Consider the following 26,445-nt stretch of genomic DNA (forward strand, 5'->3'; position numbering starts at 1 on the left):
ACAACTGTGCGAAAGATTGTGCTAGAATACATTCATTACTACAATTGTGTGCGAATTCAAGAAAAATTAAACCACCTATCCCCTAAAGAATTTAGGGAACAGATGGTTTAGGTGTTTTAATAGGTGTCCCGTTTTCAGGGTTCACTTCATTGGCGACTTCAATCTTTTTATAAGATAAATATGCTAGTACATTTTTACTGGAATCATATTTTGGATTATTCCCTCTTCTAGGTTCTCTCATATGTGTTTTTTCAAATCCAGGAATGTCCGGCATTTTCTCCATAAATTCAAGCATTTCTTCTTCAGTTCCTTCTATACGTAAGCGAATCATTATTACTATTCCTCAATTCTCATTTTCTCTGTACTAAGTATATCGTACTTCGAAAAGACTGCAACATATTTATCTTTTTAACGTTGTACTTTTTTTACATATAAACATTGCCATTTGAGTATAGAACGACTCTACTTTATGATTTTTAAATTGAATATGAAAGTATTCTTTCATTTCGTTTGGTGTTTTCATCATACACTCTGTTAACTTTTCACGTTTTTGCATCGGTACGTCCATCATGTCACACCACCAGTCGAAATCGAACTTTTTATCAAAGGTGAAACATGACTGCATTTGTAAACCGTTTTTTTCCAATAACGTAATCCATTCTGTTTTTTTCAAAGCTCGCTCATGACTCGGATCTCGTTTCTTTTCTATAAAGTTATAGAAAGTATCAAATTCATTATTTTCTGGTGAGACATTATCTATTAATATAAATAGCCCTTTATCCTCTAACGTACGATTTACTTCAAAAATAAATTGTGAAGGATTTGTAAAATGATGTGCTGCAATCCGGCATGTAATTGTATCAAAAGAATGATCTGCAAATGGTAATTTCTCTGCATTTCCTGCTACAAAGGACACATTTTCATGGCCATTCTGCTTTATAAAACCTTGTGCATTTTCTAACATCTTTTCTGTTAAATCAAGTGCAACTACCTCTTCAAACATAGGTGCTAATATATTTGCAACATGTCCGCCACCAGTAGCAATATCAAGAAGCCGAGTATTTTGACGAGTTTCAATTTGTTGAACTACATATTGTAAATCTGGTCCTTGTGCATGTATTTTACTTTTTACATACTTTTCTGCATTACTACCAAACTGTTTTTTGACAAGCTCTTCTTTACTCATTTTATCATCTTCTTTCTATTATAATTTACATATACGATTCAGTTAATTAATAAGTTCTCTTTCATATTTTCAATTCCTCTTTTAGATGTATGACATATAATCCTCTATAAAAGAGAAATAAAAAACTGTGAAAACGTATCTCACAGTTTAGCTAAGCATATAAAAAATCCATTTTTTAACTTAAATCCTTTTATAAAGTTTCTTTTTCCTCTTTTTCATTTCCTGACACTAAGTTACCTATAGCATCTGCCGTTACTTCAACTACAAATTCACAAATCCCAGCTACAACTTCTCCAATTACTTCATCCATCTTTTTACCCCCTTATGTTATGGAACTTATTTGTAGTATAGTAGCAATTGATTAGTTGAAACTATCGGAAAAGATGACACAAACCTTACAAATTTGTAAGCTCTTTCATTTCCCCACTTATCCCTTTTAAAACTCCAAGTATTTTTAACAGACATATAAGCCATCATAATATGAGGTAAGTCATAATTCTATTAGAGGAGGCGTTTAAAATATATTACGTAAAATTAATTAAAGGTCAATCCTTCTATGCTTTTGATCGTCGTTTTTTAGTATCTCAGGAGGAAGAAGTTTCAGAAAAAACGTATAATTACTTACGCCGAAATGAATTCTTCGAAGTACGTAAAGAAGAATTTTCTGCCTAGAGTATTAAAAGCATCAAGAAGTATTTCGTATAAGCATGATACATTCTTGATGCTTTTATACGTTTTTCTTTTTTAACAATCATTCTCGATTATTCTCTTAAAATATTCTAGTATTTGTCCAAGCTAATTCATCGTTATCTTCATATTTTAGTATATGAGGAGGTACGAATATGACTCATATCATTGATTACCAAGCTACTCAACCTATAAGTAAAACGAATGAAACAACTTTTGTAATTCCCCATTCCCCACACAAAGCAATTCTAGCTAATATTAAATTAAAAATTTCAAGAAGAGATTCACGTAATAATCGAGTAGAATTAATCGCTACAGTTGGAGTTGAAGGTATAACTGAGATTTCACAAGTTTTATTCCGAATTTTCCGTGACAATACAGAAATCTTCAACGCTCAAGTAGGAATTGAATCTACAGATTCTGAGCAATTTTACGCGCAAACATTTCAAGCTATAGATCAAAATGTTAGCTGCGGGACTCACGAATATTCTTTAACTGTAGAAAACCTTACTAGTGGTGCCGTCGTTGGTCCACTATCTTTTAGCGGTTTAGCTATTGGACAAGATCATAAGTGTTGCTAAGTAAATTTATTGTTTAATTTTGTATTTCAAAAAAGCGAGACGTAGTATATACGTTCTTGCTTTTTTATTTTTTCTATGTTTATCTTTACTATCAATTGGTATTTAAGCATAAGTTTTTTTACATTTTGAATTGCTTATTTCAGTACTTAACAAAGTGATTTTTTCACAAATCAAAAAAATTGAAATCCACTAATGAAACACGTAATATAGACTCTGACTCTAAAAAAAGCACGTTAAAAAATAACGGATAAATAAGGAGGTTTTATATACGGGTTTTTCATTTTAAAAGACGGAGAGGTTTTACATTATGTGGCGTAATAAAAACGTTTGGATTGTTCTTATTGGGGAGTTTATTGCTGGTCTAGGATTATGGCTTGGTATACTTGGTAACCTTGAATTCATGCAAAAATATGTCCCTTCTGATTTCATGAAATCAGTTATATTATTTATCGGACTATTAGCAGGTGTTCTAGTTGGTCCTATGGCTGGCCGTGTCATCGATCAGTATGAAAAGAAGAAAATCCTTCTATATGCTGGCTTTGGTCGGGTTTTAAGTGTTATTTTTATGTTTTTCGCTATTCAATATGAAAGTATCGCCTTTATGATTGCATTTATGATAGCACTGCAAATTTCAGCAGCATTTTATTTCCCTGCATTACAATCTGTAATTCCACTCATCGTACGTGAGCATGAGTTATTACAGATGAACGGTGTACATATGAATGTAGGTACAATCGCTCGTATTGCAGGTACTTCACTAGGTGGAATTCTTTTAGTTGTAATGAGTTTACAGTATATGTATGCCTTCTCAATGGCAGCATACGCTTTATTATTCCTCTCAACTTTCTTCCTACAATTCGAAGACAAGAAATCAACAACGCCAAGTAAACAAACTGCAAAAGATAATAGCTTTATGGAAGTATTTCGTATTTTAAAAGGAATTCCTATTGCTTTTACAGCACTTATATTAAGTATTATCCCTCTGTTATTTATAGCTGGGTTTAATTTAATGGTTATTAATATTAGCGAAATGCAACATGATCCAACGATTAAAGGATTCATATATACAATTGAAGGTGTCGCATTTATGCTAGGTGCCTTCGTTATTAAACGTCTATCTGATCATTTCAAACCTGAAAAGTTACTATATTTCTTCGCAGTTTGTACTGCGTTCGCACACCTTTCGCTATTCTTTAGCGATGTAAAATGGATGGCTCTTGTATCATTTGGTTTATTTGGATTTAGTGTTGGCTGTTTCTTCCCAATAATGTCGACAATCTTCCAAACGAAAGTAGAAAAAAGTTATCACGGACGTCTCTTCTCGTTTCGTAATATGTTTGAGAGGGTTATGTTCCAAATCGTATTACTCGGCACTGGCTTCTTCTTAGACACGATTGGATTACAGTACATGGTCTTAATTTTCGGGGTCATTTCCTTGTTAATTATTTTTATTTCCTTATCAAAACAGAAACAATATGAAAAACAACCTTCGCAATCTGCGAATTTATAGTATAACCCCCTTAGGCATGGATTCAGTTTTATACTGGCCCATGCCTCTTTGTTTTATAATAATCCCATTTATTACGTTTATCGAAAATGTTTAAAGGAGTAAACCATCTTACTTGCGAATACATTATATAACATATTATCTATAAAAAGGGGGTTCAAAGATGTCTGATGGTATGCAGTTATTTATTATTTTTCTTTTTGATATTATTATGTTTGGCATCATTAATTTTTTAGCTATTTCCCTATCTCAACATAGCTTTAAAAGAAGAATTGTGGCAGGTTTTGTATTCTTACTATTAACTCCTTTAGTCTTTTTCAGCACTTTGACCTTCGCTTCTATATTTGATAAAGGTGGGTTTGGATCAGCTACCTTGGCCTTCATTATTTCAGGTATATATATTTTAAATGGAATAATCATCCTTCTTTCCTCTACATTAATCCCCAAAAAATCATAACAAAAAGTATACTGTTAGGCATGAATTCTAGTATCACGCTAGATCCATGCCTATTATTTTCCCCATCGCTTTTCCCAATTTTTATGTGAAATTTAGTAATTCTTTATAAAAATTTAAACTTTATTTTTTACAATATTCATATCGTACGTTTTATAAGCATTACATACGAAAGGAGCACAAAATGAAAAAATTTCTATTAATATCTCCTATACTCGCCATTCTTCTTAGTGGGTGCAGCAATAATGATATATACGGTTCTTGGGAAATCGTTGACAATAAAAATGGGGAATGTCCTGTATCTTATAAATTTGAAACAATTGTAAAAGAGGAAAAGAAAGTAGAAATTGTACAAAATTTAGTGGAAATGCAAACGACAAATAAAAAAGAAGATTTATATAAAGGTTCGTTTGTAAATAACTCTAGCGTATACCACATTGATTATGGTAACTCCTTTACATCGGATCAATCTTTAAAAATTGTCGATAATAAATTAAATGTATATTTTACTAATGCTGAAAAAATATGTACATATAAAAAAACAAGTGATTAACTATAGGGATTTTACAAAACCGCAAAATATATTTTTGCGGTTTTTCACTTTAGATGCTTTCTTAAAAATATATTCTCTTTTAAATCCCTTAATTATAATATAAAATTAATTAATAAATACTTTTTATTGTGAGGTGCTTTTTTTGAGGAGCTTAAGTTCTTTAATTATATCAACAGTTTGTTCCGTAATCCTTATTCTATGGAATGCTATTTCATTCTATGAAAAATTCACTACAGGGAATTCATACTATTGGCTTAGCGGGATACTAGGTTTGGTGTTCGTATTCTTTTTAATACAAAATATCCGAGATATTATAAACAAAAATTATAAAACATCTTAATTGTTTTATAAGAAATATATAATATTCTAATCCTCCTTCTAAATTTGTCAATCGTTTTAATTTTCATAAAAAAATGATAAAATATAAACATGTGTTTTCAGAATAATTAAAAACGCAGAAAGAAAACACAGTTTTTAGGAGGGGTTTTAATGACTTACACGTTAGCAACTAGAATGAAAGCATTCCAATCTTCTATTTTTAGTGAATTAGGGGCCTATAAAAAAGAGAAAATTGCAGCAGGTCATAAAATGATCGATTTAAGTATCGGGAATCCCGATATGCCTCCTGCTGACTTCGTAAGAGAAGCACTGGTACATACGGCGAGTGAAAAAGAAAGCTATGGATACACATTAGCAGGTATACAAGAATTTCACGAAGCTGTAACTGAATATTACAACAACACTCATAACGTTATATTAAACGCTGAAAAAGAAGTTTTATTATTAATGGGTTCACAAGACGGACTCGTTCATTTACCTATGGTTTATGCAAATCCTGGAGATATAATATTAGTTCCTGATCCAGGATATACAGCTTATGAAACAGGTATTCAAATGGCCGGTGCAACATCTTACTACATGCCATTAAAGAAAGAAAATGATTTCTTACCTGATTTAGAAGTTATTCCTGAAGAAATCGCCGATAACGCGAAGATGATGATTTTGAACTTCCCAGGGAACCCAGTTCCAGCAATGGCTCATGAAGATTTCTTTAAAGAAGTAATCGCATTCGCGAAAAAACATAATATTATCGTTGTTCATGATTTTGCTTATGCTGAATTTTATTTTGATGGCCAAAAGCCAATTAGCTTCTTATCTGTACCTGGTGCAAAAGAAGTTGGCGTTGAAATTAACTCTTTATCTAAAAGTTATAGTTTAGCAGGTAGCCGTATTGGGTATATGATTGGTAACGAAGAAATTGTCGGCGCGCTTACGCAATTTAAGTCTAATACAGATTACGGTGTGTTTTTACCAATTCAAAAAGCAGCATGTACTGCGCTTAGAAATGGCGCTGCATTTTGTGAAAAAAACCGCGGTATTTATCAAGAACGTAGAGATACTTTAGTCGATGGATTCCGAACATTTGGTTGGAACGTCGATAAACCAGCTGGCAGTATGTTCGTTTGGGCTGAAATTCCGAAAGGATGGACTTCTCTAGAGTTCGCTTATGCACTGATGGATCGTGCAAATGTCGTTGTCACACCAGGCCATGCATTTGGTCCTCACGGCGAAGGTTTTGTACGTATTGCACTTGTTCAAGATAAAGTAGTATTACAAGAAGCAGTTGAAAACATTAAAAACAGTGGTATTTTCTCTATTGAAAAAGTAGAGGAACTAGTTAAAAATTAATAATAACTCCCCTGCTTAACTTTAGCAGGGGTATTATTATTCCTGGAGGTACGCTATGAATATTAAAGATACTCTTCCCCATCGCTATCCATTTTTAATGATTGATAAAATTACAAACGTTAAAGAATCACAGTCAGCTACAGGATACAAACTGATCACAAATAACGAGTGGTTTATTAATGACAATCAAAGATATATGCCTCATATGCTTATTGTAGAAGCACTGGCTCAACTTAGTGCCTTTGTAAGTACAGGTGAATCTGAAGGGCTTGGCTTCCTCTCCTCTTTAGATGGGGTAGAATTTCATAAAAATGCGTATCCTGGTGATAAACTTGATTTACATTATGAGCTAACACGTAACCGACGAGGTTTTATTCTCGGCAAAGGAACTGCAACTGTTAACGATCAACTAATTGTTACAGTGGAGAAACTATTAATTTATCAAGCTGATTAAACAACACATAGTTAGGAGTAGAAAAATGCAGCGTGCTATCGGGATTGATGCTGGAGGAACATTAACGAAAATTGTTTACTATAACGTAGAGAATAAAATATCTTTTGAGAAATTTTATTCATATGACCATCAAAAGATTAAAGAATGGCTTCATCAAAACAAATTCATTACAAAATTATGCATTACAGGTGGTAAAGCGGCCCAATTGCAAGATCTACTTTCGGATTCATATGAAACAGTAACATTAAATGAATTCGATGCTACTATAACAGGTGTGCACTATATCCTAAACAAAGAAAAGCAAACTATCAATAATTTTGTATTAACAAATATCGGTACAGGTACATCTATTCACTACGTTCATGACAAGCAATATGTTCGCGCCGGTGGAACTGGAGTTGGTGGTGGTACAATTATGGGGCTTTCAAAACTGTTAACAAATATTGATCAGTTTGAAGATGTAATCCCTCTAACAAAAGTAGGCTCTAGAAAAGATTTAGATATTACGGTTGGAGATATTTATGACGGTATTCTCTCCCCCATTGATAATAGCTTAACAGCTAGCAATTTCGGGAAAGTAGCCATTACAGAATCACATTTTAATAGCTCAGATATACTTGCTACCATTCAAGGACTTGTAGGTGAAGTTGTTACTGCATTAAGCCTTCAATTCGCCGAAGCTAAAAATATTGACCATATTATTTACATCGGTTCTACTCTATGCAATAACGGACATCTTCAAAGAATTATAAGTAGCTATACAGAATATCAAAACAAAATACCAGTCTTCCTACAAGATGATGGTTACAGCGGTGCAATTGGTGCTTTGCTTCATGTCACGAATTAAAAAAGCTGACTTGTGTCAGCTTTTTTGCAATAGTACTTCAAATTCAATAATTGACTCTCCGCTCTCCCCAATACGTTCTACACTAATTCTATTAATTACACAATTTAACTTCTCATGAAAACTAGGAATATCATTAACCACTTCCACAGCTCGCTCGGCACATTCTTTTCTCCCTACTGTTACATGCGGTATGTACGGAATGTCCCCTTCCAAAAATTGTGATAATAGTCCTGTATACAGGATATCATGTAGTTCTTCTATTTGTTCTTTACCCTTTTCAACTCGTAAAAACAAATATTCTCCTTCACTCGTAATTTGATTCGCAAATTCAATTTCTATACTCTGTATCCCTTTTGACACATTCAAAATATGTAATTTCAGCTCATCATTTGAAATCGAACTTTCAAATGGAAATACAATTGTAATATGCGGTGGGATTAGTCCGAATAAAGGATCATGCTTTTGTCTAATACTCTCTATTTCATTGATGGACATGTTATTTAGAAAAAGTAAAATTGTACGCATTTTTATATCCTCTACTTCCCCTTAATTTTTTATATTTATCATATTGTATGTCAGCTTGCACTTCAACAAATTATTTTGCTTACATATAAAATGAAACTTTAATCAGTGGGGGTTTTACTGCGCGTAAATGCGGGATAAAAATAAAAAACTTCTCAAATGAGAAGTTTTCACATAGCATGATTATTATTTTTCCGCCAAACTTTACGAAATTTTATATAACAAGCCATTCTCCACGGAATGATATACGATACTGCAACGACGTAAAATAATAAACCAATCGTTTGTTGATCTACATCAACAATATATTGTCTTGAACCATATCTTAAAATAACAAGCGCAATAAAAGTAATGAGGAAGGCTACGCTTTTTTTCGTGTAAATATTTCCATCTTCTCTTCGTTCATAATTTGTTAAAACTATAAGTGGTACTGCAAAAATTATCCCAATTAATATTGCTATGCTCACTTGTAATATAGCTGGGTGTACTGGACCAAAAAACAATAAAATACCCGGTGTTAAAAATAGTAACGGCCACAAAATACGTTTTCCCGTTCCCTTTATTGGCTTATGCATAGAACGATAACGACGCCAAAATATTAATAGTGCAATACATAAAAATACAGTAATTAGAGAGAATCATTCGTTTAAGAATGACTCTCTTTCAACTGCTGTACTGGATATTTAGCAAATAAAAATTCCCGAAAATCTTTATCATTCACAAGCATTTTCATTTTTTCGTTATTATCACTAAGGAACTTTCCCACTTTATTTTTATCCCATACATCATCTTCTTTTGGAAAATCATCAAATTTTTCATACAAGATTGATAATAATTCTTCTCTCTTTATCGTAAAACTTTTATTTTCTACTTGAAGCTCATAGCCTTTTGCATTCGGCACTAAAACTGCAAAATACATAACATTAAAGAAGAAGTTTTTTTTCATCGTATCCTTCCCATCAAACCAATATGTCTCTAGCATATCTTCTGTAAGATTTCCATTCTCCTTTGCACCATATTTCACTTTTATATTTTCATTTTCTAAACTTAAGCTTTGAAATGTTTCACCACCAGGTAAGTTTGTAACAATCGCAACCACATCTGAATTATTTCCAACGTATGTCCCAGCATATTTCTTAAAATCTCCAGATCCAACATCATCTATTTCTTTTATTCTTTCTCCGTTAGAACAAGCAGTAATAAATAAAAAAATTGTTAGCATAACGAGCATGTTATGATGCATATATTTCATTTAACATCCCCCATTTTTATCGATATTTCGTTAATTACAATACTTCTTTTCAAATACCCTTTAATATATACGCATTTTAATCAAAATTAAAAATTTTCAATTTTCATGTTTACAATTATCCATTAATTGTATATAATTACTAACGTAAGAAAAATATTCTAAAAGGAGGTCGAATACTATGATGAAATTACATTTACATGCTTTAATTTTAGCGTTAACTGCACCTGTGTTTTTCGGACAATTAAATATGAATTCGACCACCCTAGCGGAGAATTGAAAATCGTACTTTATTTCTATTAATTCATAAATTCGCCACAGGAGGTCGTATACTTTCCTGTGGCTTTTTCACGCCTAGCCATAGGAGAACTATATCTTCCTGTGGCTTTTTTGTGCGATTTTTTAGTCTCTTACATTATTTTTTAAAGAAAGGAGCAACATTCGATGACTATTAGCGTATTGTTTTTAAGTATTACGATTCAAAGAAATACAATTTCCAAAACTGAAATTTTTCATAATAAGCAGATTGAAAAAGCTATGAATGATGTTAAGGAGCGCCAAGTGCTGTATTGTGATCACCTGTAATTCCTTTTCGAAAGGAGGAATTCGTCTATGGCTTTTCATATTTTCTTTTTTACGACTGCACTTCAGAAAAAAACATTATCTGAAGATGAAATTATTCGTAAACAACAATTAAAACAAACAACTGATAAATTAACTGACATTAGAAGCACGTACTATACACAAATGTGTTAAAAATATATTTTAAAGGGGCAATATCTTAATGAAATTCAAAGCATTCTTTTTAACCATTACTATTCAAAAACGTAAACTTTCACAGAATGAAGTTTTACACGATCAACACGTTCAAAATACTATGGACGAAGTAAAAGAGCTGCAATCTTCTTTTTACAACCGTCTTTTCTAAATAAATACTAAAGGAGCAAAAATCTAATGAAATTTAAAGCATTCTTTTTAACCATTACCATTCAAAAACGTAAGCTTTCACAAAATGAAGTTTTACACGATCAACACGTTCAAAATACTATGGACGAAGTAAAAGAGCTGCAATCCTCTTTTTACAACCATCTTTTCTAAATAAATACTAAAGGAGCAAAAATCCAATGAAATTTAAAGTATTCTTCTTAACCATTACCATTCAAAAAAATAAATTTTCTGAGTCTGAAATACTTCATGAACGACAAATTAATCAGGCTATGGATCATGTAAAAGAAAGACAAAGCCATTACTGTAGTCATCTGTAATTCCGATTTGAAAGGAGGAATTCACTTATGAAGTTTCACCTTTTCTTTTTAACTATTACGATTCAAAAAGAAACGATATCTCAAAATGAATTAAAACAAGAGCAACAATATAAACAAATTATTGATGAAATTCGTGATCGTAGAAGCAAATACTACACTCACCTATAATCGTTTAAATATAAAAAATTGAAAGGAGTCGATTATGATGTTGATAGCACGGTGTAAAGAAATGATTTGGATAGTTCAGAGGGATTCCACATAGTTTTATAGGGATCGTATCACACAGGATTACCGTTGAATTTGATATGTAAAAAATATATATTAAAACTATATTAGTACACTTTTAAATATTGATTTACAAACAAAGATACACCACTTAAAAAGCGGTGTATCTTTCTCAACAATTACTATTTTCGATTATTTCGTTTCGTCTTAAACAATCTCACTAAGTTCGAAACAACCGTTTTTGTTACTGCATAAACTGGCACTGCTAAAATCATCCCGATAATTCCCGCAAAGTTACCCACCCCTAAAATTAAAATAATAATTGTTAACGGGTGGATATTTAATTTTGAACTCATAATACGCGGTGAAATAATGTTACTTTCAAACTGCTGTACAATTGTTACGATAATTATTACGTACAATGCTTGCATCGGAGATACGAACAGACCTACAATGACAGCTGGTGCTGCACCGATAAATGGACCTAAGTTCGGGATGATATTTGTAAATGCTGCGATAATCCCTAAAACGAAAGCATACGGTAAACCGATAATTAAATAACCAGTAAATGTAAAGGCACCGATAAATAAACAAACGAGCGCTTGACCTTGAATATATGCAGATAATGTTTCGTTCGTTTCCTTTATGATACGAAGTCCTTCTTCTCGGTAAGACTCAGGTAATAGACTAACTGCTTTCCCTGGAAAGGCATGTCCATCTTTAAACATATAAAATAATATGAACGGTACTGTAAATATAACTAACGCAACATTCGTGATGATACCAAATACAGCGGTTGCACTCGACGTAATTGTGTTTGGAATTTCCTTTAAAGATTCAATCGCATTTTTTTCAATTGTTTCAATGGAAACATAATTTTGTGTAGATATCCATTCAAAAAATCTATGATGGGATAACTCTTGTATGTATATTTTCCCCTCTTTTATGTAAGTTGGCATATTTTTTACTAAATCCATTAACTGTTGTGAGATGGTTGGAACGACTACTCCAATAGCAACCCCACCTAATGTGATAATAAAAAGGTATAGTAGTAAAATCGCTAAATTTCTAGGAACTTTTTTATTCTCTAAAAAGACTAACAAAGGGTTAAATACAAAGTATAAAAATAACGCGATTAAAATTGGGAAAAATAATGTTGATATGAAGATACCAATTGGTTGAAATAGAAACGATATTTTTGTGCAAATAAATATAATCCCTACAACCATCAGCACTTCTAATGTCCAAAAGTGCACTTTCGATTTCAAAAAAACGTCCTCCTTTAAACTAGCACTTCTCTATATTGTACCAAAATAAACATGAATTTCACATAATATTTTCCTTAACAATATTCCAAAATGCCAATAAATACACTACAATGAGATTACATACAAATTTGCAGGTAAAGGTGATAAATATGACACAATGCATCATTTGCAGAAAAGATACGAAAGAACTTAGTGAACAATATGTCGTCCCAGAAATATTATGTGGATATTATTTCACAAACTCAATTTGTGATACTTGTCATGAACATATGACAACAAATATTGATCGTCCTTTAATTAGGCATAAATTAAGTCAATATAAGATTGAGCAAATGAAAAAACAAATCGACTCTCCTCTTTATACGAATGAACATGGCGAGGAACTTGCGGCGGCTGAGACAGATGTTATTGAAGTAAGTGATGAAATACTTTATTCCAATGCATTAATTATGAAACTATGTAAAAAGCACGATATTTCATTACATAATGAAATTTGGAAAGAAGAACGTGTAACAAAAGTAGCTAGCTCTATTCAACGTGAATTACTTTTAGATAACCGTAAATACAAAATGAGCGTATTAAAAATGGCTTATACTTTCGCTGTACAAACAATTGATGGCTATTTTGAAGATCAAGATGCAATTGATATTTCTAACATTCTATTAAACGCCGATTTCATGGAATTAAAAGAAAAGAGTATTGTACGTGACTTAAGCAAAAGTTCTTTATGGAATACATTAAATACAAAGAGTGATAACCATTACTTTATTTTACTAAGCGATAAAGATGGCCTGTTCTGTTTCATTCGTCTGTTTGATATCTTTGACGTTGTCGTTCATTTATCAGAAAAGAGATATGAACTTCCATCACCAATTGTCGGAGTAAACAGTGTAAATAAACAGGAATTTTATATTCAAAGTTTAAAACAGTATATGGATGGGCTATTTAAAGAAACTACACACTCTATTTAATCCATATAAGAACGTATGGTCTCCTTTCTTCATAAAAAGACACTGTGTTATAATGAGTATGAAAAGAATAATACAATCTCATAAAACAATTAAAAACTGTATATAAATAAAAAAGACTAGTGTGCGGCTACACACTAGTCCACGTAACTTAGCAGATTGGATTGTCCATTTATCCTATTTGTTTCGTACAAACACAACAACCCACATTCTATAGGCATAGGTGGGTTGTTATTTTTTGAGCTTGTCTATTAAGACGACAATAAACGTTAACAATGCAACGAGAAACAGTCCACCTTGCAGCAGCAACGCAATTTCACTCATGTATTATCACCCCCTCCTACTCGGAGAAGTGATAATTGAACAACCAACCGTACCATAAGTTACCTCTTAATTTTACCATATTTATTAATTGTTTACGATGAAAACCCGCAAGCTTAAAAACTTGTGGTTTTTTTATTTCTCACTACTTTTTTAAAGCATATGCATCAGCTATCATTTCACCAACGATTTTATTTTCTTATTTCAACTTTACTTCCGTTAGCTTTTTTATCATGACGTCTGTATCATTTATTTCAGGCTCTTTATGTCCTAATGTATTTAATACTTTTTTAATACGTTCTCTTTTCCATTTTGTATTTAGATCATATAACTTGAGACTACTCATTTTCATTAAACACGTATTCTCTTTTCAAATCGATTAAACTTTATTTTAGCCGCACCATTTCTGTCTCTACAATCATTTGAGGAAGCGACTTTTGAATTATTTCCTTTAATACATAAAGAGCTTCATCCACATAGCCACCTTCAAAACTCTCTAAGGGCTCAGGTAATTCATCTTCATCTAATATATAGTATTCGCCACTTGGAAGTACCAAAATATCAATAATTAAGTCTTCAAACGACACTAGTTCGTCTGTTATGTGCGTATTTTTTACAATATTAAAATAAGAGCCTAAATACATTCCCTTCTTATCTCTCCATATGTATAAATTGTACGGACGATTTTCCCAGTAGTATGCAATTGTATAACTTCCTTTCGCGATTGTTAAACTCGAATCATTTGTATTCATCGTAAATGAATACTGAACCTCATGAAATAACATGATACTTTGAGATTTCTTTTCAAGTATTAAGCAATTGTGATCTACTATTGTCGAGTCATACCGGACTTTTCTTTCTATAATTTCACTTTTAGGTGTTCGTAATTTATTCATTTTTTGTTTCCCCTTATGCTATTTCTAGTCTTAATTATATCCGTTTATATAGCGATAAAGAAGTGTACGGTCTACAATTACACAATAAAACTCCTTCTTATTTAGAAGGAGTTTTTCACTATCCATCATTCATATGTTTTAACCTTTCAGTAACCGCATCATAAAATTTCCTTTCCTCATCCACATTTAAATGCACACGACTCACTGTTTTAGAAAAACCATATAACAACTGCGCTTTCACTGGCTCTTTTAACGTTATTTCAAAAGTAGCAGGTTCTTTTATGAACTCCATAACAGTTGCATCAAGAACCTCTTTTTCTTCTTTCTTTATAAGTTCGCCTTTATAAAACACAATTTTATTAATTTGAGTAAATGGCAAAACGATTTTCTTTCCTAATCCGATCTGAATGATTATGTTGTCTTCTGTTACGATAATCGGATTTTTACGCATCGCTTGTATTTCAGCTAAAAAATAAATCATCGCATATACGTTTAATATGAGTAAAATCCAAGCTATTACTGGATTCCATTGATGAAGTAAATAATGAAAACCGATACTTTCAATTAATGTTGCATGAATAATCATAATATAAACACCTATTGCACCGGTCTTTTTGTGATAGGAATATGTGCATTCACCATCTGGTACTTTTTCACGCCACGATAAAAACGCATAATAGATTAACTTACACTCAGTAAGAATGATACTTACAGCCTTACTTCTTTTCATAGTAGCGTCAAACGCTGCATCAATCGCATAAGAAAATGACGAATATACACTTCTATATTCTTTAAATCTTTTTACTATGTTAGGAAGCGCCCTAATTATTTTATATAGAAGGAATAATTCTAAGCATACAAATGCAATTTCTCCTGCAACTATTACATATGAAATAAATGAAAAAGCTTGTAAATAATCACTAGGAATTATAAATCTTGCGAACACGTATCCAGCTATAACTATAGGAAATATATACGTTAACGAGTATCTTTTCCTTATAATAAAGAAATATGTGATGACTGGAATTACAAACATACAATCTAATAATGACCCAAGCACTACTTCTTTCGGAGCAGCTGGTACAATGGGAAGGGCATACAATAAATAGTTCGATAACATAATTAAAGATACGAGTCCAATCCAAATTCCTTTTCGCCTTCGCGATATAGATACATTCATACGGTCACTCCTCTATTTAAAAACCTCGTTTAAACGGTCTTTATAAAACAAAATCGCACGCTCAAATTCTCTTACTTCATCTACTTTTACGACAGTTTCAAGTAATAATTTCATCGCGGATTCATGATCGTTTACGTTGTATTTTGCTAATGACAAAAATACTTTCATCACATCATTCTCAGGGAACTTCTGTAATCCTGCTTCTAAAACAGTAATTGCTTTGTCATACTCACCTATACAACGATATGTACTGCCAAGACCAATATAAGCTCCGCAAAGTGACTCACCTTCAAGACCGTTTGCAATAGCCTGTTCATAATACGGCACAGCTTCCGTTTCAAGACCCATTACATCATGTATCCAAGCGCATTGATAAAACACTTCGGCATCCCTCGTAAAATTTGTTAATCCTATAAGTATCTCTCTGGACTGCGCATATTTCTTATCGTTCCGGAGTTTAATAGCTTGCTTTAATAAATGTTCCATAGAACCCACTCCTCACCAATTATTCTCTGTATAGATCTTGATTGGTTTACGCTCACATTCGATTAAAGTCTCGCTCATTTATATACTATGCGGATTCATTCTTATCTAAAAACTAAATTTTACAAAGCAGTAATACGATTACATAATACTTCTAAGCTTTTGACAATTTCTTTCGCTGTATCATCTTTCCCATTACATAACTTCCCTTTACCATCTTCTCCAATTACATAGTGTACAGCCTCGCGCGAATATAAAGAATTTGGTGAATTCGCTATCATTACATTCGCCTTTGCTTCTTTCATTCTATTTTTCGCTCTTTCAAACAATTCTTCTTCATTTAAATCACTTTCCAGTTTAAAACCAACGAGTACTGTTTCCGGATCCCACCCCTTTATTTGCTTTAATACTTTCGGTGCCTTTTGAAAATGAATAATAGGTGCGATATCACTTGAAATTTTCCCATTCATATTAAGAACATTTCCATCTTGATCACAAATCTTTTCAACAATCCAATCTGATCCAGCCGCTGCCATAATGACCGCATCAACCTTTTCATGTGTAATGATACTTTTCATTTTATCTTGTAAATCAACAATTCCCTCAAATGGATGTAATTCTAATCCTTTATTTACATCGCTTGGTTTCTCAGCGAAATAACCGTGTAAATATATAACATGTGCCCCTTTAGCTATAAGTTCTTCTGCAATTATCCTACCAATTGTTCCTTTTGCCATATTCGTATGACCACGCACTTGATCCCATTTTTCTAAACAACCACCACTCGTAATTAATACCTTTTTCCCCTTCATTGTAACCATCCCTTACTGATTTTTCTTACGAAACCATGCTGTTCCAAAGTCAACTATATCACGTTGCTTCATAAGACGGCACGTTGCGTTGCCTATTTTTCCGTTTGTTACAGTTCCTTTTTGCTCAAACTCTACACCAATTTCTACAAACACATCAGAATCATAATCCATCTCAACAAACTCTTTCCATACTCTTTCACCGTTTTCTAAAATTGGTGCTCCTACTTTTATTAGCTCACGTGCACCGGTACGTATTTCAGATAAATGGACAGACGTATTGGAATCATATCCAACACCAATTAATAATATATATCCATCTAAATCATATATTTTTCTTAATGGTGATTCCTCTCCTAAACTCATTGATAGCGAATGATTCATCGTTATTGCCTCTGCATATTTTCCCCATGCAGCAAAACTTCCTAATGGATGATTGCTGCGCACTACATTCGGATATGTACGGAAACATTCAACTATTTCACCCATTCCTCTTGTTGGTGTTATGCGTGGATCAAATGCTGGGACATTATCACGGATAATCTGCCACCAGTCTTCAGGTACAGGCGGTCTTGACCAATGTTTCGGATCTGATAAATCTGAAGATTGCGTTGGCATAATTATCGTTCCTTCTTTTGTAACAACCTTCATTAATGCTTCTACTACCGCAACCGCTCCACCAGAAATCCAACCGATCGAACTTAATGATGAATGAACGATAATTGTCATTCCTTTTTCGACTCCTAATATCTTTAAATCTTTTGTAATGGATTCAATTGTATTAGGAAATCGTGTATTCGCTACTATTTCATTTATTTTCATAACGGTTCCCCCACTAACACTATATATTAAAATTTAAACTTATTCATAAATATATTATCATATTTTTCTTAATATTTAGCTTGATCATTTTCATTTCTATTAAAATGCTAATAAACACATCTGTTATTGTATTACATATCGAAAAAAAAAGGGAAAAGATATAAACCCGATTATGTATATTGATGTACCTCAACTTAGAGAATTTATTAAAATCGCAGATGAGGTTGAATACTCCTTTAATTGAATCTATATCTTCATGTTAAACATATTGTAACATTGTATATCCATCCTTTTTCATGAAAAAAGATTAACTCTTTTTTAAAGAGCTAATCTTTTTACGCCGTTATTTTTTCTTCTTTTTTCACAACGACTGCTACATAGCTATGTAGTATCATCCCGATAATAACAAGGCTCATACCAATCCAAGATAAGGATGACGGAATTGGGGCAGATAACCAGATGAGCTCTCCTGCAAGCGCAAATAATACTTCACCAGATTGCGTTGCTTCGACTGTTGCCAATTTTTGCGGATCATCTTTTACAAGATCTGTCGCAAAGAAGAATAATACTGTTGCGATTAAACCAGAACTAACTGCTACAATAAAACATTGAAAAACTTGGCTACTTGACGGTAATCCATTTGTAGATACCTCGTAACCAGATAGAATAAACCAAAATGGTAAACTTGCTAATGTCATACCGAGAACCCGCTGGAATACATCTAGTTCCCCTTTACAAACTTGCATCATTTTTCTATTTCCAAGTGGATATGCAAATGCTGCAATGAGAACAGGAACTACACATAAAATAGTTTCCCGAATTCCTAAAGACGAAGCGTGTTCAACTTGCATAAGCACAACACCGAATAAAATAATGCCTGACATTACTAATTCCTTCATAGGAAGTTTCTTATGTAATGGGTCTACCGCAAAAAATGGTGTTAACAAAATCCCTGCGACAATCGTTATTTGCCATGTTGATGCAACGAGCCAACCTGGTCCAAATGCGCCAGCAAAACTAAGCGGTGCATAAAAAAGACCGAATCCTATAATACTCCATAACAACCATTCTTTCGGATTGTTTTTCATATATTGAAAGAGCTGCTTTAAATTGCCTCTATACATGACAATCAGTAAAAGCATTGGAACCATAAAATAATAACGCAATGATGCACTCCATATCCAGCTTCCACCTTCTAAGTCCATCGACCGATTTAACACAAAGGTAAAGGCAAAGAAAAATGATGCCAATATTCCAACTGCAATAGCTTTCATCTTAAAACCCCTTGTTAAGTTTCTTCTTATATCATACAACAAAGAAAATATAATTAAAATTCGCAATATTTAACTTACATGTAATCTAGCTATATATAATTTTCTCAACCGATTTATATGTGCTTGATGGTACCGATTATGATCAGCTATATGCCATATCCCCCATCTTATAGTCGCATTTTCTCCCTTTTCATAAAAGACTTCCCCGGTTAAATCATTTTCTGTTAGTTTCATACATTCCTCATAAAACATATTTTGTACCGCTTCATAATCTTGTATTAATTCTTGCAATGTTTGCTTTCTTAAACTTGGCAGTTCTCCTACTTCATTCAGCATAGGACCATATTTATTTTCAAGTGCCAGTGGAACTTCTTCTCCCTTTAAACGGTACACCCAATGTAAATCGACAACTGCTAAATGCTGAAGTAGTTGCCCAATACTATTTTCATTATTTTCAGACCCTTTAAAGGATAGTTCTTCCTCTTCAGTACCTTCTACTAAACTTTGCAATCTTTTAAAAGTATCCGTAACCGTCGCATACAAAATCGCTACTTGCGGGTTCATATCTTTTTCTAAATAAAGATCTTTCATGATAAACTCCCTCCCTTAAAAGAACAACACCATATGTTCATCATCACTATACACACCATTCATCTTTATAGCTCTCTTTTCAATTCCATACTTTTTAAAGCCAAGAGATTCATATAATTTCTTTGCCGGTTCGTTTGTTGATACCACACCTAAATTCAATTGCTCTAATTTCATTTCTCTTGCTCTTTCAATTGCCTTACGTATTAAATCACGTGCAAGACCACTTCTTCGATTACTTGCATCTACATACATCGCAACGATATGCCCTTTATGTTTATATGCTTCCTTTTCTTCTGTTAATAAAGTAACAACTCCAACTAAGCGACTCTCTTTATTAAAAGCACCAAATGTAAAACTACTGTTAGACGAAAGATTACTAACAACACGATTAAGAGGGTTTTCTTGATTCACTGCTTCTTCATATGTCGTTACAAATGCTTCTGGGTTTACTTGCAATGCTTGTAAACGTAGCTCCCAATATTGCTTTGCATCCACTTTTGTAAGTAATCGAATCATTTTATCTATCCCCTTTTTAGTTTACATAATATTTTTATGTAAAATTAGTTTTCGATTCATACTCCTCTTTTAATAAACTGTAACGATAGCGATGAATGAACTTACCATGGCGCAATCGATCATTTCTCATTAACCCTTCACATACAAATCCTGCTTTTTCATAACTCTTTCTTGCTTGTGCATTATCTTCATCTACACGTAACCAAATTTTCTCCAATTCGAACTGAGAGAACCCTATTTGTAACATGCTGTTTAGAGCAGCCATTCCAAATCCTTTTCCCCAATACTCTTTCTTACCAATCGCAATTCCTAGTTCTGCATTTTTATTTGTTTTATCGAAATTTTTAAGATCTACCCAGCCAATATGTATACCTTTCTCTGTAACGATAGCTCTTTGTTCATAACCATTCTCTCGACTTATACAAGCTTCAATCCATTTTTTCGTATCGTCACGAGTAAACGGAGGATATTGATCTGGTACGACTAAATGTTTTGTCACTTCTGTATCTAATGACCAGTGATATCGATCTTCTACATCATCAAGTGTCAGTTCTCTTAATTTAACGTTTGGTACATTCATTTTACTATCCCCCTTTTATTTGCCAATAGAAAACCCTTCGAACACTCTTCCTCCATAATATTCTAAAGTCTTTTCAATAAAAATAATTAGTTCATTTTTCTCTCCTGTTTTATAAAAATGATCAAAAGCCGTTACAAACTGTTTTGCGTATTGCTCATCATATCTTCTCAGCACTCTTATAAACCATTTTGAATTTCCAAGCCACCTACCATTTACTCTTAATACATATTCATGTACTAAATCCGCTAATAAATTAGCAATGAACAATTCTTCTTCTCTCTTCGTTGCACCAATGAAATCATCCAAAGTATCTGTAAGAAAATATCGTTTCTGTTTCATCGTTTCTTCATTCCATTTTTCAGGACCTTGCTTTAATAAATCATTCGCTTCTCTTTTTAGTCTTTCAATAATTTCATCGTTTCCTTTTAAAACAATCCCCTCTGAAACTAATTGAGGGAGTGAAGGTCTCCCGCGCTCACAATCACTTTTGAAAAAGGTTTTATACGTTTCAAAATTATGTACAAATACTTCAACGGGCCAACCATTACTATAGAAGGATGCCCTATAACACCCTGACAGTTTTTGATCGATTATTATAATATCTAGGTCTGATGTTTTCGTAGCCTCTCCTCTTACAACGCTTCCCCCTAGTAAGGCAACATCACAATTCGGAAATTGTGATGTAATTATGCTTTGTGCCGCTTCAATTGGTTTCATAGCCATTCTCCTTTTTTATTTCACTTTCTTTTTTTCAGCTCTTTCCCGCACCTTTTTAATATATGGTTCTGCGTCTGGTGTTTTACATGACGTTGCACCGTGATCAACTTCTACTTTTCCAATTTCACGAGCAATTTCAATTGCTTGTCGTTCTAAGTACTCATTCCGAATTCCTATCGCGATTAAAGCACTATTCATTGCTTCTTTTTTTCTATTTTTTTCATTATGTATATGAATTCTAATCTCTGTTAAATACGGTAAGAAGAAATCATCATGTAACGTTTTATTTTTAATTGCAATATTCGCTAATAAAGACCATCCAGCTCTCCCAATCCATTCATCGTCAGATTTTGTCCATTCTTCCATCCTAGCTATTGCGATTGGCGAAGTACATATCGCTGTCATAAGAACATCCATTAAACAATAATAATCGACATCCTGCACCCAACTATTAAGCTGTTCTGTCGTTACTTTCTTCGGGTCTAAAATATATGTCGCTAAAGTCATAGCATCCATATTTTTCGTTTGCCATAACGAGATTGCTAAATCATGATCTTTTTTTATTTTCTTTTTTAACAATTTTAAATTCGCAAAACTAACTCCAAATAACGGCTCTTTCGCCCCATGGTTTTTATACGTCTTACTCGTTTGTTCTGTCCCATATTCCTCTAGTTGCTGCATTACTTCTTCAAGTAACATATGTCCACCTCATTTATGTTTTATGTTGACTTAATATATATATGTACGATATATTCTACATTATTTTTTGATTTTCCTATATTTATTTTTTAAATACGGTATGTGAAATTTCATTTTTCATCTTTTTGCCCATAACCATCTCACTTCCTAAGCGATACCATATAGCACCTCCTAAAATTAATATCCTTTGTTTTCCTATTAAGGATTAGAATTATTCATTTTTTGTCCCATTTATTCAAAACGCAATTATTATAAAATCTTGCATACTTTTGGAAAAACTTTCTTACACTTGTAAAAAAGTTTTTTTGCATTTCCCTACCTATAATTGCTAATATAGTAGAGTAGAACTTTTATAGAGAGTAGGAAAATTATGCACAATGGAATTCGGATGACAACTTTAGTGAAAAGGGCTATGTTGATTTGCGCTGGGGTATTATTTACTTACGAAGCCGCTTTTGGATCAATACATACTGCTCTAGCAAGTACAGAGGATGATGCAAAATCAGTTCAACTTGTAAGTGAAATTCAAACTTCTCTTGTACCAAAAGAAGCTCCCAAACACTATAACGGGCAAGTTAGAAAAGTTGCTTACTTAACATTTGATGATGGTCCTGGAAAATACACAGCTGAGCTTTTAGATATGTTAAAGAGTGAAAATGCAAAAGCAACATTCTTCCTAATTGGTTCAAACGTTAAAGCTTTCCCCGACCTTGTAAAACGCGAAGATGCTGAAGGCCACTACGTTGGGATGCACAGTATGACTCATAACTACAAGAAACTTTACACAGAAGGTCATTACGTTGATGAAATGAAAGAAGACCAAGGCTTAATCGCTGGTGTTCTAGGAAAATCACCAGTATTAACTCGTCCTGCTTACGGCTCAATGCCCGGTTTAAATGAAGATCTTCGTAACAAAGTTGCCGAAAATGGTTTAAAAGTTTGGGACTGGACAATTGATTCATTAGACTGGAAATACAACAAAATACCAGTAGATGCTGCATCTGCTAAAATCGTAGAAAACGTTCTAGCTCATGCTACAAATCCAACAGAAGTTATCCTTATGCACGATATTCATCCACAATCAGTTAAAGCAGTACCTGGAATTATTAAAGGGCTGAAAGAAAGAGGATATGAATTAGAAAGCTATCATGAAAACGAACACTTCCCAGTAAACTTCTGGCATGATAATCGCATGTAATAAAAAGACTTGATTCCCTCTAGTAGGTTATCAAGTCTTTTTTTATCATTTTGGGAATTTCCTTTGTTGCTCTTCAATAGAACGAATAATGTTCTCTCTATCATCTTGAGTTATTCTAATAGAAAATTCGTATTCCCCTTCCTTACACCATGAAGGATTAAGTTCCAACGATAAACGAATAACAATATGAAACTCCCCTTCTTTTTCTCCCATAAATTCAAATGCTAAATTTGGTTCTATGAAATCTAGTTCGTTATATGTAGGATTTGGTAAAGATTGAAACCATTTTATCATGTACAGTAAGTCGGAAGTTTGCAAAAAAGGATCCATCGTTTCAAAAACTTTATTTTTTTCTGAGAGTTTTGCTTTTACCATTAGCCAATTACGATCACATGCATTATTTGCATTTTCAAACTCGTATTTCACAACCTCTAAATGTAAGGATATTTTGTCATTTTGAAAGTTCATGAATATCCCCTGCTTTCTCTGATTCTTTTGTATTATAAATTTTTTATTAATTCCTATACTTAATTACCCTTTATACATAAAATAAATTTGATTTGCGATATAATCTGAGCTAAAGTGAAGTCCATTCCTTATCCACCACATGATGATACCTACCAATGAGGCTGTTTTAATATCAACTGCAACATAATCATCTGGTAAATCCTTTTTCGTATTCTCTCTTCTCGTTTCTATTAATTGCTTAATAAATAAAAATAATTGCTCCTCAAATTGATTCATTTTAAATAAAATAAATAAATAGTTTCGGTGGATATATAAATAATCCAGTAGTTGTGTTAGCTTTTGTTTTTCTGATAAATCTCTTGCATGTATTAAATCAACAATTTTATTAGAAAGTTCATTTAAAATCTCATTCGTAATTTGGTCTAGTAAATCTTGAATGTCTTGATAATGTAAGTAAAATGTTGTTCGATTTAATCCTGCTTTTGTTGCGACTTTTTGGACCGTTAAGCTTGAAATACTAGGATTCTCACTTAGAAGAGAAAAAACAGCATTTTTAAACATTTCTCTTGAACGAACTGTACGAGGATCTTCTTTTTTATGTGTAGACACTTTAAAACTCCTTTATAGATTTTCTCTTTACTTACTCGACAGTGCATACCTTCTATGTCGAGTAGTGAACATTTTCAAAAAAACTGTTCATGGTCAAAGAAAATTTATTTTGTTACCATTAATTTTATCGACACAATGTCGATAAATCAAGTGAATAATGAAGGAGTTTACCAATGCAAAAGGACATATCAGAAAGAAATAAAAAAATTATATTAGCTGTCCTCATTACCGGCTGTTTTTTATCCACATTAAATCAGACACTATTAAATGTGGCGATGAGTAATTTAATGGAAGTATTTGATGTTACAGCTGCAACAGTACAATGGTTATCAACAGGCTTTATGCTCATAAATGGTGTTCTCGTCCCCATTACTGCGTTTTTAATGAAACGTTTTACAACAAGGCAACTCTTTATTAGTTCGATGCTCTCTTTGTTTATTGGGACTGTTCTCTGTGCATGCGCCATGAATTTTGGCGTTCTGTTAACTGGCAGAATGATTCAAGCAATTGGAGCAGGAATTATTATGCCACTAATGATGACAGTTATTTTATATTTATACCCTAGTGAAAAGCGCGGAAGTATTATGGGGACCATCGGCTTCGCCATCATTTTTGCGCCAGCTATCGCTCCAACGTTATCTGGCTTTATCATTGAATATGTATCCTGGAGATGGCTATTTATTGGATTAGCTCCATTTGTATTTATCGTTATTATTCTCGCACTTAAATATTTAATGAATGTTGCTGAGACAACAAAAGCAAAATTAGACATACTAAGTGTCATTTTATCAACGATTGGTTTTGGGTGTATTATATTTGGGTTTAGTAGTGCTGGAAGTAAAGGATGGGATCATCCAGTTGTTATTACAACAATTATCACCGGTATAATCGTTACAACGCTATTCTGTTTACGTCAAATAAAGTCTAACGATCCACTACTAAATTTATCCGTATTTAAATATAAAATTTTCACTCTTACTTCAGTCATTAACATACTCATTACGATGATTATGTATGCTGATTTAATTCTTTTACCGATTTACTTACAAAACGGACGAGGCTTTACCGCATTTGAATCAGGTCTACTTCTATTACCTGGTGCTGTGATTAATGCCTTCTTATCCCCTATCACAGGCAAAATGTTTGATAAATACGGAGCAAAGCCACTCTTTATTACAGGTTTAATATTTATAATCATTTCAATGTGGGGTGTAATTGATTTAACGGAATCTACAACTTATATGTATTTAATGGTTCGTACTATTATTTTACGAATCGGGTTAAGCTTCATTTCGATGCCTTTAAATACTGCAGGCCTAAATGCTTTACCAAGAGAACTAGGTTCACACGGTTCAGCAGTAAACAATACTATCCGCCAATTAGCAGGTGCGATTGGAACAGCCGTTATCATCACCGTATATACGATCCAGTCAACTTCACATACTTTACAGTTATCTAGTGAAAATGGAAACATATCTGCTATGCAAGTAACAAAATTATCTTCTATCTTCAGCTCAAGTGATGCCTACGTATTTATGTTAGTCTTATCTTTTGTTGCTTTGATTATTGCATGTTTCATGCCTAAGAAAGTAGCAATCCAAAAATATGAAATTAAATCTTAAAACTAAAACCTACACATTTAAAATTAAATACTTAAAAGATGGCTCCGGAATTGTACCGGAGCCATCTTTTTGAATGTCCATTACTAATAATCATAATAATAATCGTGTAAATCATCCTCGATTACTATTTGAAGAAATTGTTTTTTTAAGCTATTCTTTTCTTAATTATGTATCAAAAAAGATTACCCTTGTAATTTTTCATACC

The 26,445-nt window shown here is 32.8% G+C and carries 37 protein-coding genes and 1 pseudogene; 18 read left to right on the top strand and 20 right to left on the bottom strand.

The window, feature by feature from the left end; all coding sequences use genetic code 11:
* The coding region (locus tag MR065_RS05490) for an IS3 family transposase (protein WP_242213029.1) at positions 1–111 on the top strand (111 nt) is incomplete at its 5' end.
* Between the two features lie 34 nt (positions 112–145).
* Here the strand turns inward: MR065_RS05490 and MR065_RS05495 are convergent.
* Together MR065_RS05495 and MR065_RS05500 are read right to left on the bottom strand one after the other, a co-directional pair.
* Positions 146–331 (bottom strand): annotated as a pseudogene (locus tag MR065_RS05495) (DUF3970 family protein); the annotation flags it as partial.
* A 69-nt stretch (positions 332–400) separates the two neighbouring features.
* Entirely contained in the window at positions 401–1,186 is a 786-nt protein-coding gene (locus MR065_RS05500) for a class I SAM-dependent methyltransferase (protein ID WP_242212773.1), read from the bottom strand.
* 519 nt (positions 1,187–1,705) lie between these two features.
* On the opposite strand from MR065_RS05500, the gene MR065_RS05505 reads away from it, so the two are divergent.
* From MR065_RS05505 to coaW, 8 genes are all read left to right on the top strand, one after another.
* Entirely contained in the window at positions 1,706–1,858 is a 153-nt protein-coding gene (locus tag MR065_RS05505) for a YqbF domain-containing protein (protein WP_097903855.1), read from the top strand.
* Positions 1,859–2,028: 170 nt separating this feature from the next.
* Entirely contained in the window at positions 2,029–2,454 is a 426-nt protein-coding gene (gene exsC / locus MR065_RS05510; RefSeq protein WP_242212774.1) for an exosporium protein ExsC, read from the top strand.
* 307 nt (positions 2,455–2,761) lie between these two features.
* Complete coding sequence (locus tag MR065_RS05515) at positions 2,762–3,964, top strand: MFS transporter (protein ID WP_242212775.1); 1,203 nt, start codon at positions 2,762–2,764, stop codon at positions 3,962–3,964.
* Between the two features lie 160 nt (positions 3,965–4,124).
* On the top strand, positions 4,125–4,418 hold the full coding sequence (locus MR065_RS05520) for a hypothetical protein (protein ID WP_242212776.1): 294 nt from the start codon (positions 4,125–4,127) through the stop codon (positions 4,416–4,418).
* A 181-nt stretch (positions 4,419–4,599) separates the two neighbouring features.
* Positions 4,600–4,968 carry a hypothetical protein gene (locus tag MR065_RS05525; protein ID WP_242212777.1) on the top strand — a complete coding sequence of 123 codons (369 nt, stop codon included), beginning with the start codon at positions 4,600–4,602 and terminating at the stop codon, positions 4,966–4,968.
* A gap of 489 nt (positions 4,969–5,457) precedes the next feature.
* Complete coding sequence (locus MR065_RS05535) at positions 5,458–6,657, top strand: LL-diaminopimelate aminotransferase (protein WP_242212778.1); 1,200 nt, start codon at positions 5,458–5,460, stop codon at positions 6,655–6,657.
* Positions 6,658–6,712: 55 nt separating this feature from the next.
* Positions 6,713–7,111: a 3-hydroxyacyl-ACP dehydratase FabZ family protein gene (locus MR065_RS05540; RefSeq protein WP_097903764.1), complete on the top strand. Its 399-nt coding sequence runs from the start codon at positions 6,713–6,715 to the stop codon at positions 7,109–7,111.
* A 25-nt stretch (positions 7,112–7,136) separates the two neighbouring features.
* Positions 7,137–7,958: a type II pantothenate kinase gene (coaW, locus tag MR065_RS05545; protein WP_097903765.1), complete on the top strand. Its 822-nt coding sequence runs from the start codon at positions 7,137–7,139 to the stop codon at positions 7,956–7,958.
* Positions 7,959–7,973: 15 nt separating this feature from the next.
* Here the strand turns inward: coaW and MR065_RS05550 are convergent, their stop codons facing one another.
* The 3 genes from MR065_RS05550 to MR065_RS05560 all read right to left on the bottom strand — a co-directional run bounded on the left by MR065_RS05550 (position 7,974) and on the right by MR065_RS05560 (position 9,732).
* A complete protein-coding gene (locus MR065_RS05550; protein ID WP_242212779.1) occupies positions 7,974–8,483 on the bottom strand; it encodes a 2'-5' RNA ligase family protein in 510 nt (169 codons plus the stop codon).
* Positions 8,484–8,650: 167 nt separating this feature from the next.
* Positions 8,651–9,109, bottom strand: a complete 459-nt coding sequence (locus tag MR065_RS05555) for a cytochrome c biogenesis protein CcdC (protein ID WP_242213031.1) — start codon at positions 9,107–9,109, stop codon at positions 8,651–8,653.
* A gap of 17 nt (positions 9,110–9,126) precedes the next feature.
* Positions 9,127–9,732, bottom strand: coding sequence for a DUF4825 domain-containing protein (locus MR065_RS05560; protein WP_242212780.1), 606 nt, complete (start codon positions 9,730–9,732; stop codon positions 9,127–9,129).
* 441 nt (positions 9,733–10,173) lie between these two features.
* On the opposite strand from MR065_RS05560, the gene MR065_RS05565 reads away from it, so the two are divergent.
* From MR065_RS05565 to MR065_RS05590, 6 genes are read left to right on the top strand one after another with little or no spacing between them, the layout of a single operon-like run.
* Positions 10,174–10,314 carry a YrzI family small protein gene (locus MR065_RS05565; RefSeq protein ID WP_242212781.1) on the top strand — a complete coding sequence of 47 codons (141 nt, stop codon included), beginning with the start codon at positions 10,174–10,176 and terminating at the stop codon, positions 10,312–10,314.
* A gap of 27 nt (positions 10,315–10,341) precedes the next feature.
* Positions 10,342–10,485, top strand: coding sequence for a YrzI family small protein (locus tag MR065_RS05570; RefSeq protein ID WP_242212782.1), 144 nt, complete (start codon positions 10,342–10,344; stop codon positions 10,483–10,485).
* Positions 10,486–10,513: 28 nt separating this feature from the next.
* Entirely contained in the window at positions 10,514–10,657 is a 144-nt protein-coding gene (locus tag MR065_RS05575; RefSeq protein ID WP_088229388.1) for a YrzI family small protein, read from the top strand.
* A 26-nt stretch (positions 10,658–10,683) separates the two neighbouring features.
* Positions 10,684–10,827, top strand: coding sequence for a YrzI family small protein (locus tag MR065_RS05580; RefSeq protein WP_242212783.1), 144 nt, complete (start codon positions 10,684–10,686; stop codon positions 10,825–10,827).
* Positions 10,828–10,853: 26 nt separating this feature from the next.
* Positions 10,854–10,994 (top strand): YrzI family small protein, encoded by a 141-nt coding sequence (locus tag MR065_RS05585; RefSeq protein WP_088229390.1) that lies wholly within the window; start codon positions 10,854–10,856, stop codon positions 10,992–10,994.
* A gap of 27 nt (positions 10,995–11,021) precedes the next feature.
* Positions 11,022–11,162, top strand: a complete 141-nt coding sequence (locus tag MR065_RS05590; RefSeq protein WP_000668496.1) for a YrzI family small protein — start codon at positions 11,022–11,024, stop codon at positions 11,160–11,162.
* A 239-nt stretch (positions 11,163–11,401) separates the two neighbouring features.
* Here the strand turns inward: MR065_RS05590 and MR065_RS05595 are convergent, their stop codons facing one another.
* The gene (locus MR065_RS05595) at positions 11,402–12,487 is read right to left on the bottom strand and encodes an AI-2E family transporter (RefSeq protein WP_242212784.1); all 1,086 of its coding nucleotides are present in this window, start codon (positions 12,485–12,487) and stop codon (positions 11,402–11,404) included.
* Positions 12,488–12,636: 149 nt separating this feature from the next.
* On the opposite strand from MR065_RS05595, the gene MR065_RS05600 reads away from it, so the two are divergent.
* A complete protein-coding gene (locus tag MR065_RS05600) occupies positions 12,637–13,458 on the top strand; it encodes an HNH endonuclease (RefSeq protein ID WP_242212785.1) in 822 nt (273 codons plus the stop codon).
* Positions 13,459–13,686: 228 nt separating this feature from the next.
* Here the strand turns inward: MR065_RS05600 and MR065_RS05605 are convergent, their stop codons facing one another.
* From MR065_RS05605 to MR065_RS05660, 12 genes are all read right to left on the bottom strand, one after another.
* Complete coding sequence (locus tag MR065_RS05605) at positions 13,687–13,779, bottom strand: putative holin-like toxin (protein ID WP_001289319.1); 93 nt, start codon at positions 13,777–13,779, stop codon at positions 13,687–13,689.
* A gap of 383 nt (positions 13,780–14,162) precedes the next feature.
* Positions 14,163–14,672, bottom strand: coding sequence for a ribonuclease FAU-1 family protein (locus MR065_RS05610; RefSeq protein WP_242212786.1), 510 nt, complete (start codon positions 14,670–14,672; stop codon positions 14,163–14,165).
* Between the two features lie 118 nt (positions 14,673–14,790).
* Positions 14,791–15,852, bottom strand: coding sequence for a hypothetical protein (locus tag MR065_RS05615; RefSeq protein ID WP_242212787.1), 1,062 nt, complete (start codon positions 15,850–15,852; stop codon positions 14,791–14,793).
* A 12-nt stretch (positions 15,853–15,864) separates the two neighbouring features.
* Entirely contained in the window at positions 15,865–16,338 is a 474-nt protein-coding gene (locus MR065_RS05620; protein WP_242212788.1) for a tetratricopeptide repeat protein, read from the bottom strand.
* Between the two features lie 119 nt (positions 16,339–16,457).
* Positions 16,458–17,147, bottom strand: coding sequence for a phosphopantothenoylcysteine decarboxylase domain-containing protein (locus MR065_RS05625; RefSeq protein ID WP_242212789.1), 690 nt, complete (start codon positions 17,145–17,147; stop codon positions 16,458–16,460).
* 12 nt (positions 17,148–17,159) lie between these two features.
* Complete coding sequence (locus tag MR065_RS05630) at positions 17,160–17,960, bottom strand: AAC(3) family N-acetyltransferase (RefSeq protein WP_242213032.1); 801 nt, start codon at positions 17,958–17,960, stop codon at positions 17,160–17,162.
* Positions 17,961–18,301: 341 nt separating this feature from the next.
* A complete protein-coding gene (locus MR065_RS05635) occupies positions 18,302–19,240 on the bottom strand; it encodes a DMT family transporter (protein ID WP_242212790.1) in 939 nt (312 codons plus the stop codon).
* Positions 19,241–19,309: 69 nt separating this feature from the next.
* A complete protein-coding gene (locus MR065_RS05640) occupies positions 19,310–19,831 on the bottom strand; it encodes a DinB family protein (protein WP_242212792.1) in 522 nt (173 codons plus the stop codon).
* Positions 19,832–19,846: 15 nt separating this feature from the next.
* Positions 19,847–20,347 (bottom strand): GNAT family N-acetyltransferase, encoded by a 501-nt coding sequence (locus tag MR065_RS05645; RefSeq protein WP_242212793.1) that lies wholly within the window; start codon positions 20,345–20,347, stop codon positions 19,847–19,849.
* A gap of 34 nt (positions 20,348–20,381) precedes the next feature.
* Positions 20,382–20,927 (bottom strand): GNAT family N-acetyltransferase, encoded by a 546-nt coding sequence (locus MR065_RS05650; RefSeq protein ID WP_242212794.1) that lies wholly within the window; start codon positions 20,925–20,927, stop codon positions 20,382–20,384.
* Between the two features lie 15 nt (positions 20,928–20,942).
* Complete coding sequence (locus MR065_RS05655; RefSeq protein ID WP_242212795.1) at positions 20,943–21,644, bottom strand: nucleotidyltransferase domain-containing protein; 702 nt, start codon at positions 21,642–21,644, stop codon at positions 20,943–20,945.
* Positions 21,645–21,659: 15 nt separating this feature from the next.
* On the bottom strand, positions 21,660–22,343 hold the full coding sequence (locus tag MR065_RS05660) for a DNA alkylation repair protein (RefSeq protein WP_242212796.1): 684 nt from the start codon (positions 22,341–22,343) through the stop codon (positions 21,660–21,662).
* 370 nt (positions 22,344–22,713) lie between these two features.
* Between MR065_RS05660 and MR065_RS05665 the strand changes: the two genes are divergently transcribed.
* On the top strand, positions 22,714–23,541 hold the full coding sequence (locus MR065_RS05665; RefSeq protein ID WP_242212799.1) for a peptidoglycan-N-acetylglucosamine deacetylase: 828 nt from the start codon (positions 22,714–22,716) through the stop codon (positions 23,539–23,541).
* 45 nt (positions 23,542–23,586) lie between these two features.
* Here MR065_RS05665 and MR065_RS05670 read toward each other — a convergent pair whose 3' ends face one another.
* Positions 23,587–24,009 (bottom strand): WapI family immunity protein, encoded by a 423-nt coding sequence (locus MR065_RS05670; RefSeq protein ID WP_242212800.1) that lies wholly within the window; start codon positions 24,007–24,009, stop codon positions 23,587–23,589.
* Positions 24,010–24,072: 63 nt separating this feature from the next.
* Positions 24,073–24,618, bottom strand: coding sequence for a TetR/AcrR family transcriptional regulator (locus MR065_RS05675; protein ID WP_097903783.1), 546 nt, complete (start codon positions 24,616–24,618; stop codon positions 24,073–24,075).
* A 173-nt stretch (positions 24,619–24,791) separates the two neighbouring features.
* On the opposite strand from MR065_RS05675, the gene MR065_RS05680 reads away from it, so the two are divergent.
* On the top strand, positions 24,792–26,240 hold the full coding sequence (locus MR065_RS05680; RefSeq protein WP_242212801.1) for a DHA2 family efflux MFS transporter permease subunit: 1,449 nt from the start codon (positions 24,792–24,794) through the stop codon (positions 26,238–26,240).
* The last annotated feature ends 205 nt before the right edge of the window (positions 26,241–26,445 follow it).

This window comes from Bacillus cereus group sp. BfR-BA-01383, from assembly GCF_022663495.1.
GTDB classification, from domain to species: Bacteria; Bacillota; Bacilli; order Bacillales; family Bacillaceae_G; genus Bacillus_A; species Bacillus_A cereus_AU.